Source organism: Vagococcus sp. (assembly GCF_036639995.1).
GTDB lineage: Bacteria > Bacillota > Bacilli > Lactobacillales > Vagococcaceae > Vagococcus.
The window spans coordinates 38,839-52,936 of record NZ_JAVWHO010000010.1; the positions used below are offsets into that span (position 1 = coordinate 38,839).

The following is a 14,098-nucleotide window of genomic DNA, read 5'->3' on the forward strand; positions in this document are numbered from 1 at the left end:
CATGTAGATAGTTTTAGTAAATTTTGTGTTTAGAAGGGTTTTTTTAATGAAAAAATATTATTCCGGGTTAGACACACTTAGAACAGTTGCTATCCTTTTTGTTATTCTTTATCATACAATGCCACAAATCTTTCAAGGTGGCTTTTTAGGAGTAAACCTCTTTTTTGTTTTATCTGGTTTCTTAATGACTGGAATCATATTAAGTGAACTTTATGCAACCAAAACCTTTAATTTTGAAGTGTTTTATAAAAAACGATTAAAAAGAATTTACCCTTCCATGATTTTTTTAATAATCACTTTATTTATTTACGTCATATTCTCTCAAAGCATGCCTCTTTGGGATTATGTCAAAGATGGTTTAGCTAGTTTACTTGGTTTAAATAATCAGTGGCAACTTGTTAATCAAGTCTCTTATTTTGACCAATTTAAAACCTTATACTTACTTAAACATCTCTGGTCATTATCAATGGAAATTCAATTTTATATTTTTTATCCTTTAATACTTCATTTTATATTTATCAAGCAAAAAAGAGCCAACAAGCTTATTGGTATCGAACAAGCTCTTGTTATTGCTACCTTAGTATCTATTATTACTATGAGCTTTCTGTATTTTTATGTTGATGTTAGTTTTGCTTATTATTCAACAATTGCTAGACTTTTTTCTTTCACTATTGGCGGACTCTTCTTTATTAAGAGCATCACAAGAAAAGAACGTATCAATAAAAATTATCCTATAAAAGTTGCCGTTTGTGCTTTACTTTTATTATTATTATTTTTAAGACTAAACGATCACTCCGTCTTAACTTACAATGGCGGCATGGTAATATTCAGCTTAATTAGTGGCTATTTAATTTTCTTTACTGTTGAATCAAAAATGATTAACCAAAAGCTATCATCTCCAGTTTTATCTTTCATCGGTAAAAGAAGTTATGATATGTATCTATTTTATTTACCAGTTATTGTTATTTTTCAACACCATTCAAAGTGGGATGGTAAAAATCCAATAATCATGACGCTTATACTTATTGGATTAATTGTTGCTTTTGGGCATCTATCATTTCACATCACTGAAAAATATTCACCAAAAGATATTGGTTACAGTATCATTGTTATTTGTAGCTTGATTTCATTACTTGTTTCATTTAATACATTACAAAAAACACTTATCAAAAAAGCAAATATGGAGAAACAAACAGTTGAAACAACAACATCTCGTAGTAAAAAAACGACGCCTTCATCTGAAAAAGAAACAACTGAAACAACAGTAATAAATGAACCGCAACATTTATTCTTTGTTGGTGACTCTGTTTTACTTGGTGCAAGTGACACACTTAAAGCAACATTTGACAAAGATTCAGTTGAAGTGGACGCTAAAGTTGGACGACAACCTTATGAAATTCAAGAAATTATTGAAAATCACGACTCATCTGACACCTTAACTTATATCATAAGTACAGGAAACAACGGCTTACTAACAAAAGATGAGCTGGATAACTTACTTAAAGCCATTGGAAAACAGGATGTTTACTTTATTACCACAGCTGTCCCACGTCCTTGGAAAACTGCTTCCAATGACACACTAAAAAATGGGATTAAAAAAAATAAAAATGCCCATATTATAGATTGGGAAAAAAAAGTTTCACAACAACCTGACAATGAATGGTTTGATGGGGACGATATTCATTTAAACGCTGAAGGTGCTAGAGTGTATAGTGATTTAATTCAGTCATCAATAAAAGACAACAAATAAAAAAAGAGACTGTCAAAATGACAATCTCTTTTTTATTATTTTCTACGCAACATGATAGATAAGTTACTGTCTTCTTGATAATTGTTGATACCGTTTATACCAAACATCAACGTACTCCATAGAAAATGGGCCCTTTTCATTGTTAATCCAGTCAACTAATATTTTGACGTTCTCTTTTAATACTAAGTCGATGTCATCTGAATAGTTCATTTCCGCGCGATGATCTTCATACTCATCCACATCTAATAGACGTTTTTCCCCATCAGGAAATACTTTAATATCCAAATCATAATCGATGTATTTTAAAGCCTCTTCATCTAAAACATAAGGTGAAGCCAGATTACAGTAATAAGAAACCCCCTTCTCACGTATCATTGCAATTATATTGAACCAATATTTTGTATGAAAATACAAAATTGCTGGCTCTCGTGTCACCCAACGTCTACCATCAGACTCTGTCACTAATGTGTGATCATTAATCCCGATAATAGAGCACTCGCTAGTTTTTAAAACCATGGTGTCACGCCAAGTTCGATGTAAACTTCCGTCATGCTTGTAACTTTGGATTGTTATAAACTCTCCTTCTTTAGGTACACGCATCTACTGTTACCCTACTTTCCTTGGCATATCTTAGGCCAAATTATTCACTAGGGTGTTCATTACACCAATATCAAAATTATTATATCATAAAAGACATTTATTTATCACTATATATTACTTAAATTGTTTAAAATAGCTACCATTTTTTGTTGAGGTTTTGGAAAAACAAAATCATCAAAATCCGTGATTTTTGCCCATGTCTCGTTTTCTTGAAGTTTCACGGATTCATTTTCTTTAACAAATCCGTGAGCTAACAGCATATGCCACTTACGGTGACTAAAAATATGAGTCACTTCACCTATTGGTTGTTTTTGCCAAGCAACCGTTTTATGAGCTTTATCTAATTGCTCAATAAACACTCCTGACAATAAAGGCTCTTCACTTTCTGCCACAAAATCAAAAAGCGTAGGCTCTTTTGTGTCTAATAAATAATTTTTCCAATCCGCCACCATTTTTTCATACTCCGATTTAGTAACTTCTATTAATGGAAAAGTCCACATATTAGCTAATAAGCCCTCACTTGGGCGTTTTCTAAGTAGGTATTCATTTTTTTTATTTTTAATGGCTAATGCTACATAATAGAGTGGAATAGTTTTTACTTTTTTCTTTTTCACTGGAAAGTCTTCAAAGCGACCTTGTTTATATGACTCATACAAATTTTTCAATGGATCTATCTCAATTTTAGGTGATGTCGGTGTGCAAATGGTTGCTCCTAAATCCATTAATGCTTGGTTAAAATCACCAGGTCTATCATGACTAATCGTTTCTCTTACTTTTTGTTCAAATATTTTTCTAGACTTTGGATCTGCTATATCATCTTCTATGCAAAACAAGCGACTATAAACACGCATAACATTGCCATCCACAGCTGGTTCTGGCAAATCAAAAGCAATACTAGCAATCGCTCCTGCCGTGTATGGACCAATGCCTTTTAAACTTAATAAATCCTTCAAATTATTTGGCATGTTTCCATCAAATTTTTCAACCATTGTTTGAGCTGCTTCTTGCATATTTCTAACTCGTGAATAATAGCCTAGTCCTTCCCAAGCTTTCAATAATTTTTCTTCTGGTGCCTCAGCAAGGTCTGTAATAGTAGGAAACCACTCTAAAAAGCGATGGAAATATGGAATTACAGTAGCAACTTGTGTCTGTTGAAGCATGATTTCTGATACCCAAATTCGGTAAGGGTCTTTGTTTTCACGCCAAGGCAACAATCTTTTTTCTTTATCATACCAAGCTAGCAGATTGGTTTGCATTTCTTGTTTTTGACTCTCTGTCCACTCAATCACTTGTTTATTCGTTGTCATCTTCCATCTCTTTCTCTTCGATAAATCGATTAATTGCATCAAAATCAAATCCTTTAGTGAACAAGGATTGACGTATTTTCTGTTTTCGTTTTGATGGGTCAAATCGTCTATTTTTACGCCACAATTTATCCCCTTCACTAACTATACTTTCCCATTCGTCATCTTCATTTTTTTCAACTTCTAGATTTTCCATCACCAAACTAATCACGTCTTTACTGTATCCCTTAGTAAATAAATGCTGTCTTACTTTATTAATTTGTTCTTTGTGGCTTTTATTTTGATATTTGCGTAAGGCTTTTTCAGCAACTTTTGTTGCAGCTTCTTCCTGGTCATCAAAAGAAAACAAGTCTAGTGCCTTTTGAATGTTTTCATCAGAGATTCCTTTTTTAAATAATTGTTGCTTGATTGTTTGAGGTCCCTTATCTTGTGTTTTAATGACAGTTCGCACATAACTTTCTGCAAAAACCAAATCATCTAATAAACTTAACCCCTGAAGCTTATCAATCACGTATACAATACCCTCTTCAGAAATTTCTTTTTTCTTTAAATAATCTTTAATTTCTTTTTCAGAGCGTAATTGATAATTTAAAAAAAATAAAGCTTGTTGATACCCAATATCTAATTCTGCTTCTTTTTCGACTTGGTCAAGGATTTCCTCAGAAATCTCTTCACCTTTCAATAAACGATGTCTTACTAATGTATCTTCTGACACTCTAATTTTTCTACCGTTTTTAGTTGTTAATGTATAGTTATTATTTTTTAACTTTCGAATCGATTGAATTACTTCCATTGTCTTCACCCTCTGTTTTCTATCTCCTAACTATAGCATAATTTTTACAACTTCTCTAAGGGCTAGACTTATCTATCAAGCACGGCATACAGCTCTTCATCACTAAATTCAGCATAGTTTAGAAAGGCTATATCTTTAATTTTTCTAAAGCTCTCAACATCGATTAAGTATTTTACTTCTGACTGAACCCCGCTAATAGAACGATAATAATTTCCCTCCCAACTGTTCAAATAATCAAAGCCTTTCTTTTCTCTTGAAAGTTGATTATCCATGTAACAATAAATAGAGTGGTATTTAAAACATCTCAAAAATTTCTCCCTAATCGTTCCAAAAGGTTTATCAATAACCAACTCTAAATAATTATGAAAAGATAAGATACTTTGATAATCCGAATACTTATCCACATCTGTTAGCATAGTGAAATTAATATATGTCGCTTCTTTACAAGAGCTTCCCTCTAAAGGAATCATAAGCATTTTTGGAGAGATATCAGGAAAACAATAGATTTCTTTTTGGATAATGGTTTCAACGACCTCTTTAATAATATTAAACTGTTTATCCACTTCTTTACGAAAATTCTTCATCAAGGTATTTGTACTTTTAGTCGTGACAATTGGCCCGTGTTCCGTACTTAAAACAAGTGTGGCATAGTTAGAGTCTTTCTGGCTAATATCAATCAAAGCAAGTGTCTTCTCAGTTACTCTAACCGCTCGACTCACCGTCCAACAGGAGGAAAATTTTTCAATGATATCATCATTGATACAAATTTCGTTTCCTAGCAACAAGCTATTATAGTGATCTTCTTTGTCTTTTATTATGCACATATTATCGACTCCTTGAATATTTTCGAAAAGGTTGTGAAACCGTTTCATAGTTGTAATAATAACAGGTTTTCGTTCAAATATTAAAGGTTTTTAATAATTATTCAAAAATTTCAACTTTTCTTAAGAATTTTACGATTCGTTTCCCTACTTACTTTTCTTTTATACTCGTAAGCGACTGGCCAGTCTAAAACAACTTGAAGGGAATATCCTCATGGAAAACCAATTAGTAGAAGAACACCATGTCTTAATATTAGGTGCATTAAAAAAATGCCATGTTTCTACCTATCACCCACAGTTTGAAGACTACTTGCAAATCTCTCGCTGGACACTTATTGAAACCCATCGTCGGTTTATCAAAGAAGAAAAAGACATGACTTCCTTCCATAATTATGTCTTTCAACGAATCTACTGGAAAATTACCGATGAAATCAGAAAAGAAATGAATCGCTCTGAAAAACTTCAGACAGATAGTACGGAAGAACTTCTTCTAGAGCTGCCTGATACTTCTTGTGATGACTTACTTGAGGTAACCGATATATTAGATAAATTAAGTACCCAACTAACACCTCAAGAAAAATTATTTTTAGAAGAAGCCTATCTCAACGAGCTGTCTGTTACTGATATTGCTAGGAAATATCACGTCTCAAGACAAACCGTTTATAACTGGCGTGACAAAGTCGCACTAAAAACAATCAAATATTTTAAAAATTAGATTGACACTTTTGACTTTGATTTCGTTACTAGTAGTGTAAGGCGCGCCACTTACAAAAAAAACTTATTAAGGAAGTGTTGTAAATGGAACCAATCTTTGAAGGAAAAAAATTAGAGTTACATTATCAAAATGTAGGAGACGAAAAAGCACGCAGACAATCACTAAATAACTTAAAGAAAAAAGCAAAAAATGAAGACATCGTCGCTTTCGGTCAATTAATGGGGAACTTAGCACCAGAAGATGAAGCCATTAATGCAGTCGTTACTGTTGAGAAACAACGCTTTGATATTTAATTTATTAAATTAAGGGAGAGAAAAATCAATGAAAAAACTTACAATGACATTTTTAAATGAATCAGGAAAAAGATCACAATTACGACCAACTGTTGCCGATCAGGACTTAGAAGCAGGAGCAGTAAAAGACGTCATGGATGGCATCACTCAACTTGACTTGTTTGAAAAAACTGGAGAAAAGATGTATGTCGAAACAAAATCTGCCAAGTACGTTGAAACAATCACCACTGATTTATTTTAAACAACTTGATATCACAGAAAAGATTGGGATTATTCCCAGTCTTTTTCATTAGACAGGAGGAAAACAATGCTAAAAGTCATTGATATATCAAACCATCAACAAGGAATTAATTTATCTACATTAGAATGTGATGCCTTTATTTTTAAGTTAACAGAAGGGACTTCTTTTGAGGATAAAGCTGCCAAAGAATTTATAAGGCAAGCTCGGGAGTTAAAGAAACCATTTGGTGTTTATCACTTTTTAAATGGGGAGTCTATTTCTGAGCAGGCAAGCTTTTTTCTGTCACACTCAAAAAATTACATTGGCGAGGCAGTTCTTATTTTAGATTATGAAATGTACGGCCGAGTTGGTGCCAAAAAAGCCAAAGAGTTTTTAGATATTGTTACAAAAGAAACCAAGGTCAAACCCTTGATTTACATGAATGAGTCCGACGCTAATAGCGATGACTGGTCAGAGGTAATTAAAGCTGATTACGGGTTATGGATTGCGAAATACTCTAGTTCTTTACCTCGTCTTACTCAGTGGCCACATTATGCTATGTGGCAATACACAAGCACGCCACTTGATACAAGTCACTTTTACGGAGACCGCCATGCTTGGCAAAAATACGCATTACCAATAGGAGTATCTGCTAAAAATTACCATACAACAGGCAAACGATTTAAAGTATTAAAAAATCTCGTTATTAAAGCCGATGAGACTTTCAAAAAAGACACTGGTATGTTGTTTTGCAAAAGTACTATTTTTGATATCGAAACTATTTGCCACACCCAAACAACAACGCATGCTCTGCTTAACTATAATCATCGTGAGGTATTTGTTACACTTCATAAGGATTATGTTGAAGTGGTAGAATAAATGGAAAAGATGTTGCTAGATTTTCTAGCAGCATCTTTTTTACACTTAAAACTATTCCGTCAAAATTCACCTAAATTTTCTCTCATTATTAGAAACTCTTTCTGTAAAAGGGTTTACATTGACTAGATTTGACTTTATAATTAATTATATAATATGTATAAATTTTTATATCGAAATGTAACCATAAAAAAACTATTGGAGGAATTATCATGCTAGAAAGAATTTCAAGTAACAAATTACCAAAAGCCGTTGGAAGTTACTCATCTGGATCAAAAGTTGGCAACCTTATCTTTTCATCTGGTCAATTACCAATCAATCCAGAAACCGGAAAAATTGATTTTCCAGACTCAGTTGAAAAACAAGCAGAACAATCCATGACAAATGTAAAAAATCTTTTAGAAGACAATGGCTCTTCACTTGAAAGTATCGTAAAAACGACTGTCTATCTAGGTGATATTAAAGATTTCGCCCAATTTGATAGTGTCTACAAAACATTCTTTAAAGACAGCTTCCCAGCTCGTACAGCTTTTGCTGTTGGCGCGTTACCAATGGGTGCTTTAGTTGAGATTGAGGTTATCGCTGAAGTGAAGGAGGCCTAGTAATGGATATCAATACTAAACTACTTCATGGTTATCCTGTTGTAGATCCATTTACAGGCGCAGCATCTATTCCTAAATATCAAACATCTACCTTTAATCAAAAAGATTTAACTGGACCAAAACAACCATACAGCTACACGCGTTTTGGTAATCCTACGGTGGCGGCTTTGGAAGAAGGATATGCTCATTTAACAAACGCTACACATGCCCTAGCTTTTGCTTCAGGTATGGCAGCTATCTCAAATATTTTGATGCTACTAAAATCGGGTGATCATGTTATTTTGCCAATCGAAGTTTATGGTGGTACCTGTCAATTTGCGACAGCCATCTTACCTTCATATAATATTGAAGCAGAATTTATTGATATGTCATCTATCAAAAATATCGAGCAACATATTAGAGAAAACACGAAAATGATTTACATAGAAACACCTTCTAACCCACTACTCAAAGTGAGTGATATTAAAGGTATTACTGATTTGGCAAGTGAAAAAGGTATTATGACAGTTGCTGATAATACGTTTATGACTGCTCTTTATCAACAACCTTTAGAGTTAGGTGTAGATATCGTCATTGAAAGTGCCACTAAATTTATCAACGGTCATAGTGATGTGGTATGTGGATTAATCGCAACAAATGATGAAGCTATCTACGAAAAATTAGTTCTTTTCCAAAAGAACTTTGGTGGAATTGTTGGAGTTGATGATGCTTGGCTTGTCTTACGAGGCATGAAAACAATGGGACTTCGTATGGAAAGATCCGTATACAACGCTGAAAAAATTGCAGAATTTTTATTAACCCAAGAAAAAGTTGCTAAGGTTTACTACCCTACACTTTCACAACACCCATTATCTGATGTCCATAAAAAACAAGCAGCCAATGGTGGTGCTGTCTTATCTTTTGAATTACGTGATGAAGAAGCACTTAATAGCTTTATTGAAAAGAAACAAATCCCAATTTTAGCAGTCAGCTTAGGCGGTGTGGAATCAATTATCTCCCACCCAACAACGATGTCACACGCCTGTTTGACTGAAGAAGAAAGACGTCATCAAGGCATCTCAAATACGCTCTTACGTTTATCTTGTGGGATTGAAGATTTGGATGACTTACTACAAGATTTAGAACAAGCCCTTAACTAAATGATGAAAAAAAGGCTTATAATTTACGGTATCTGCGTAAATTATAGGCCTCTTTACCACATTTCTATTTTCCCCAAAAAAAGGAGTAAAAAAATGAACCCGATATTAAAAAAATATATTCCACTTGCTGAATTTTTAGCTAGTGTGTTAGGAAATCGAGCCGAGATTGTCCTACAAGAAATATTCAAAACAGATTGCGGATACGACGCGTCGATTGTCTTTATCAAAAACAATATCTCAGGTCGTGCTATCGGCTCTCCTGGGACTGATTTTTTACTAAAAGTCCTACAATCTGAAGAATTTAAAGCCAAAGACTATCTAGTTAATTATAAAAGTAAAGCACACACTGGAAAGTTTTTAAATTCGTCCAGTTACTTTATTAAAGACGACACCAATGAATTAGTTGGCATGCTGTGTATCAATATTGATAACTCCGAATTAACTGAACTAGAATATTCTCTAAAAGAAGGTCTCTTTACGTTAAAAAACATTCTAGCAACAGATAATCTAGTTTCTGAGCCTGAAGAAAAAGAAAATGAGAATCTCTACATCACAAGCCACAGCATCATTGAAGAGTGTGTCTTAGAAGCTATCGGAACTCTAAACAGAGAGCCTTCTAAATTATCTAAAAATGAAAAACTAACTATTATCAAATGCCTCCGTGATAAAGGCTTTTTTGAGCTGAAAGCATCGATTAATGAAGTTGCTACTTATTTTAAAATGGCTGAAGTGAGTATTTACAAATACCTACAAGAAATTAGAGATTAATTCTCAATTTTTCTAATCCAGTTTTCGTTATTTTCCAAATGATTTAGGAATAAAAATAAACGCTCATACAACTTGTCGCCAGCTTCTTCATATTGGATAGATAATTTTTCACCTAATTCACCAACGGTTAGTTTTCCGTCAATTAATTGGAAGATAAAGCTACCATAAGCATCTAATTTCATTTCAGATTGTTTGGGAATCTTAAAAAAGATTTTCCTTAAAAAACGTTGGAACCAATGATTTTGTTCCTTTACAATAATTACATGCTTTTTTTCTATTCGGTAAGTAACATCTGGTCTAATTTCATAGACTGTTGATAAATTAGCTTCTGCCATTATAATCTCTCCTTAACATAAAACCGAAAATCACGAAAATTTAATTAAATTTTCGTGATTTTATTTTTTTACTCTTTAATTCGTAATAGCGGTGTTAAGACTGCCCCACTTACAAGAAGTAGTAAGACAATACCTGCTCCGTTTGATCCTAGGAAGCCTGTTGGTATTTTTGGTGTAATCACACCTGTTACTTGCAAGATAATACCGATTAACCCAATAATAGACCCACCGGCAATTAAACCAGAGGATAAACTAATACCTTGAGACACTCGTTTATCTGCAACTTCTTCTGTTGTTTTCTTGTTTGCACGGTCTAAGATAACACGTAGAATCGCACCTACTAAGATAATTGACGTTGTTGAAATTGGTAAGTACACACCCATGGCAAATGACATAACAGAGATGTTTGCCATAAATAAAATAATACCAATGACGATACCTGCAATAATCATATGCCAAGGTAATTCACCTGAAATAATACCAGATGTTAATGTGGCAATAAGGTTGGCTTGTGGTAAACCAAATGGTGGATTGCTTCCTGTTTCTACTAATTGAGGTGCAAGGATAACAATCATACCTGTTACGATAATAACACCAATAACGGTTGAGTAGATAAAGTATTTACGTGTTTCTTTCATGTTACCACCCATTACAAAAGTTACTTTTTGAGATTGAGCGTAACCACCTGCTACAGAAATCGCTAGAACGATGAATGTACCAAATAATAATAAATGTTTGATATTCTCAGGAGATGTCCATCCCATAACTGAGAATAGTAAGGTTAAGAACACCATTGACGCAATCGTCATACCAGATACAGGTAAGTTTGATGTTCCAATTGTTCCAGTTAAACGACCAGCTACAATAACAAATAAGAAACTTAAGAAGATAGATAGTAAGCCACCAACTAAAGCAATCATGAAGTTACCAGTTACGATAAAGCCAGCTACAAGAACAGCTGCAGCACCAATTAAGATAGATAACGGGCTAGTGTCACCTGAGCTACTACCATCTTTTTTAGATTTCAATGTTTCTGAGATAGATGAGATAATAGTTGGAATTAATTTAAGCGCACCAATTATTCCCCCTGAAATCATCATCCCAGCACCAATATATTTCACATAAGATGAATAGATAGTTGCAAAATCTGCTGTGTTTAAAAGTAAATCAGTTTTATCCCAAACGTGATGAGTACTCTCTGTCATTTGCATGAAGTAACCAATAATTGGTACTAAGGCAAAGTTAGCAAATAATGACCCAGCAAAGATAACAATTGCTACTTCAATCCCTACAATGAAACCAACCCCTACAAGTAATGGGTTAACTTCTGTTGAGATTTTCCATTTGTAAAATGATTCGTTCACATAAGTGATTGAGTTATTGATTAAACCAAACATTGAAGACGTGAAGGCAGTAATTAAACCACCAATCCCAAATCCAATTCCCATGAATTTAAGCGCTTCTCCTCCGTTTTCAGATACAACCAACGTTTCAGCAATGGCCATTGATTCAGGATAAACTAAATTACCATGTTCCTCAATCAACATATATTTTTGAACGATGGAGAAAACTCCAACGCCAAAGAAAACAGCTCCTAGTCCGAACATTACCCCTTGTAAAAAACTAAGTTTTCCTCCGACAAGAATAATTGCCGGCATAACGAAGATAATACCAGATGCCACTGATTCTCCCCCACTAGACATCAATTGTAAAATGTTAGTACTTAAAATAGATTTAGGTTTAACAAACCCTGAGACTAATCCTGATCCAATGATGGCTCCAGGAATCCCTGCGGCTACAGTTAAACCAGCTTTCATACCAGAATAGGCAGTTGATGCCGCAAATAATGCAGATAATAGCAAACCAAACAATAAGACAAGCTGTGATCCTGACTTTTTAGGTGCATTTTCAACGTAAGGTTTATAATCTGATCCCTTAACTCCTCCAAATGCATCCTTCGATAATTTTTTCATTGTTTCCCTCCGTTTCTTTTATTACAAATAACAAAATAAATTCTTAAATGACAAATTTTCTATTCTGAGTTCACCTTCCTCTCGATGACACCACTTATAGATAGAAAGCGCTTCCTTTCATTTGAACCATTTCGCTTCTAGAAAGAATGTCAACCTACCCTAAATAGATATAATTATACAAAAGTATAATAAATTATATTTTAATTATAACTGATTATCAGATGATTGCAATCGTTTTATTTATTTTTGTTCGATAAAATATAGTCACTAATATTACGTTCACAATAAGTGACAAAGTGTTATTTTTAACTGCAAAAAAACGTGTTAAAGGTGATTATCCCTTCAACACGTTAACATTAGATTAAAATAAATATGTTCTTAACATCTAACTCTAATTTAACTATTATTTAGTCATTTTCTTTTCGTTTAGGTCTTTCTTTATTTGAGAGGTAGAGATTTCTGGCGTGCGTTCTAAGTAAACAACTTCTGCCCCAGTTTCTTTAACAAAGTCAAATTCACCTTTCCAATCGTCGCCCATAACAAAGACATCCACTTTAAATTCATCGATATCTGTCATTTTTTGCTCCCAGCCATTTTCAGGAATGACTAAATCCACATAGCGAATAGCTTCAAGAAGCATTTTTCTTCTTTCGTAAGAGAAATAACATTTCTTTTGCTTTTCATCCCAGTTAAATTCATCTGTAGATAAAGCAACAATTAGATAGTCGCCTTGCTCTTTGGCGCGTTTAAGTAAGTTAATGTGACCATAATGTAGTAAATCGAATGTACCGTATGTAATTACTTTTCTCATGTTAGTATTCCACCTTAATTTGATTGATATAAGTATAAGGTATCATAAAAGAGAATTCAATTAAAGTCGGTTTGAAGATTATCTAATAAAAGCTTTGATTGATTTTTGAAAGATTGATCCTTTTATTAACAATAATTAAACTAAAGTCTCACTTGGTATCTCTTCTACCTTCTCTAATAACACTGCATCCTTCATCATTTCAGCTAAGGCATCTTGCCAACTAATAATATTAAAACCTGTTGCTTTGGCTTTACTAAGGTCCAGTGCTGAGTTCTCTGGTCTTTTAGCAAGCTGTGGTAGGAATTTGGCAGAGTTGACAGGAGTAGGAGTTGCTTCTGTTTCCTTTAATATTTCCATAGCAAACTCAAAATGATTACACGTGCCTTCATTTGAGAAATGATAGATGCCGTACTCACAGTCATTTTCTATGAGATGAAGCATAAATTCTGCTATGTTTCTAGTCCAGGTCGGGCTACTTATTTCATCGACAACAGCAGGAAGGAAATCAAAATCTATTGATAGCGTTAACATATCATCAACAAAGTTTTTACCGTAGTTGCCGAAAATCCATGAAGAGCGAACGATGTAGAAATCACTTAACTCGTTTTGAATAGCTTTTTCTCCAAGTAACTTAGCTTTTCCAAATTCATTGATTGGACGCGACTCATCTGTCTCTAGATACTTTCCACTAGACTTAGTACCATCAAATACATAATCAGAACTGATATAGACAACTTTGGCGTTAATACTTTTAGCACCTTCAGCAATATTTCTGGTACCGATTTCATTTATTAAATAGTTTTTTTCTTTACCACTACCTTCTGCAGCATCAACACCTGTATAATCTTCACAGTGGAAAATAACATCAGGTTTTATGTCCTTGAGGAATTCTTCTACCTCATCTTTGTCAGTGATATCAAGAATAATTCTATCTGTCGGAATAAAGTCTATCCCTTTTTCATGTAATAAAAGACACACTTCTACTCCTAATTGATTTCCAATTCCTGTTACTAAAGTTAACATTGATCTACCTCTTTCATATTTAAGATATTTATAATATCCCACGTTTTATGAAAAAGAGCAATTGATAACCTAGAA

At 33.6% G+C, this 14,098-nt stretch carries 16 protein-coding genes; 8 read left to right on the forward strand and 8 right to left on the reverse strand.

Annotation, left to right across the window (positions count from 1 at the left end):
- Positions 1-46: 46 nt before the first annotated feature.
- Positions 47-1,750, forward strand: a complete 1,704-nt coding sequence (locus tag RR554_RS04765; protein ID WP_332467524.1) for an acyltransferase family protein — start codon at positions 47-49, stop codon at positions 1,748-1,750.
- A 63-nt stretch (positions 1,751-1,813) separates the two neighbouring features.
- On the opposite strand, the gene ntdP is transcribed toward RR554_RS04765, so the two are convergent.
- From ntdP to RR554_RS04785, 4 genes are all read right to left on the reverse strand, one after another.
- On the reverse strand, positions 1,814-2,350 hold the full coding sequence (gene ntdP, locus RR554_RS04770; protein WP_332462921.1) for a nucleoside tri-diphosphate phosphatase: 537 nt from the start codon (positions 2,348-2,350) through the stop codon (positions 1,814-1,816).
- A 107-nt stretch (positions 2,351-2,457) separates the two neighbouring features.
- Positions 2,458-3,657 (reverse strand): A/G-specific adenine glycosylase, encoded by a 1,200-nt coding sequence (mutY, locus tag RR554_RS04775; RefSeq protein WP_332467525.1) that lies wholly within the window; start codon positions 3,655-3,657, stop codon positions 2,458-2,460.
- Positions 3,644-4,447 (reverse strand): recombination regulator RecX, encoded by an 804-nt coding sequence (gene recX / locus RR554_RS04780; protein WP_332462923.1) that lies wholly within the window; start codon positions 4,445-4,447, stop codon positions 3,644-3,646. The genes mutY and recX overlap by 14 nt, the downstream gene beginning before the upstream one ends.
- A 68-nt stretch (positions 4,448-4,515) precedes the next feature.
- Positions 4,516-5,271, reverse strand: a complete 756-nt coding sequence (locus RR554_RS04785; RefSeq protein WP_332462924.1) for a hypothetical protein — start codon at positions 5,269-5,271, stop codon at positions 4,516-4,518.
- Positions 5,272-5,482: 211 nt separating this feature from the next.
- On the opposite strand from RR554_RS04785, the gene RR554_RS04790 reads away from it, so the two are divergent.
- The 7 genes from RR554_RS04790 (at position 5,483) to RR554_RS04820 (ending at position 9,881) form a co-directional block, all read left to right on the forward strand.
- Positions 5,483-5,983: a sigma-70 family RNA polymerase sigma factor gene (locus RR554_RS04790; RefSeq protein WP_332467526.1), complete on the forward strand. Its 501-nt coding sequence runs from the start codon at positions 5,483-5,485 to the stop codon at positions 5,981-5,983.
- A gap of 83 nt (positions 5,984-6,066) precedes the next feature.
- On the forward strand, positions 6,067-6,276 hold the full coding sequence (locus tag RR554_RS04795) for a DUF1659 domain-containing protein (RefSeq protein ID WP_332467527.1): 210 nt from the start codon (positions 6,067-6,069) through the stop codon (positions 6,274-6,276).
- Between the two features lie 28 nt (positions 6,277-6,304).
- Positions 6,305-6,517, forward strand: a complete 213-nt coding sequence (locus RR554_RS04800; RefSeq protein WP_332462927.1) for a DUF2922 domain-containing protein — start codon at positions 6,305-6,307, stop codon at positions 6,515-6,517.
- Between the two features lie 66 nt (positions 6,518-6,583).
- The gene (locus RR554_RS04805; protein ID WP_332467528.1) at positions 6,584-7,375 is read left to right on the forward strand and encodes a GH25 family lysozyme; all 792 of its coding nucleotides are present in this window, start codon (positions 6,584-6,586) and stop codon (positions 7,373-7,375) included.
- 209 nt (positions 7,376-7,584) lie between these two features.
- Positions 7,585-7,974, forward strand: a complete 390-nt coding sequence (locus RR554_RS04810; protein WP_332462929.1) for a Rid family detoxifying hydrolase — start codon at positions 7,585-7,587, stop codon at positions 7,972-7,974.
- Positions 7,975-7,976: 2 nt separating this feature from the next.
- Positions 7,977-9,113: a trans-sulfuration enzyme family protein gene (locus RR554_RS04815; RefSeq protein WP_332462930.1), complete on the forward strand. Its 1,137-nt coding sequence runs from the start codon at positions 7,977-7,979 to the stop codon at positions 9,111-9,113.
- 93 nt (positions 9,114-9,206) lie between these two features.
- Positions 9,207-9,881, forward strand: coding sequence for a helix-turn-helix transcriptional regulator (locus tag RR554_RS04820; protein WP_332462931.1), 675 nt, complete (start codon positions 9,207-9,209; stop codon positions 9,879-9,881).
- On the opposite strand, the gene RR554_RS04825 is transcribed toward RR554_RS04820, so the two are convergent.
- From RR554_RS04825 to rfbD, 4 genes are all read right to left on the reverse strand, one after another.
- Positions 9,878-10,216 carry a PqqD family protein gene (locus RR554_RS04825; RefSeq protein ID WP_332462932.1) on the reverse strand — a complete coding sequence of 113 codons (339 nt, stop codon included), beginning with the start codon at positions 10,214-10,216 and terminating at the stop codon, positions 9,878-9,880. The two genes, RR554_RS04820 and RR554_RS04825, sit on opposite strands and share 4 nt — an antisense overlap.
- A 68-nt stretch (positions 10,217-10,284) precedes the next feature.
- Entirely contained in the window at positions 10,285-12,189 is a 1,905-nt protein-coding gene (locus RR554_RS04830) for an OPT family oligopeptide transporter (RefSeq protein ID WP_332467529.1), read from the reverse strand.
- Positions 12,190-12,592: 403 nt separating this feature from the next.
- Positions 12,593-13,000: a glycerol-3-phosphate cytidylyltransferase gene (gene tagD / locus RR554_RS04835; RefSeq protein ID WP_332462934.1), complete on the reverse strand. Its 408-nt coding sequence runs from the start codon at positions 12,998-13,000 to the stop codon at positions 12,593-12,595.
- Between the two features lie 135 nt (positions 13,001-13,135).
- Positions 13,136-14,023, reverse strand: coding sequence for a dTDP-4-dehydrorhamnose reductase (gene rfbD, locus RR554_RS04840; RefSeq protein ID WP_332467530.1), 888 nt, complete (start codon positions 14,021-14,023; stop codon positions 13,136-13,138).
- Positions 14,024-14,098: the final 75 nt, after the last annotated feature.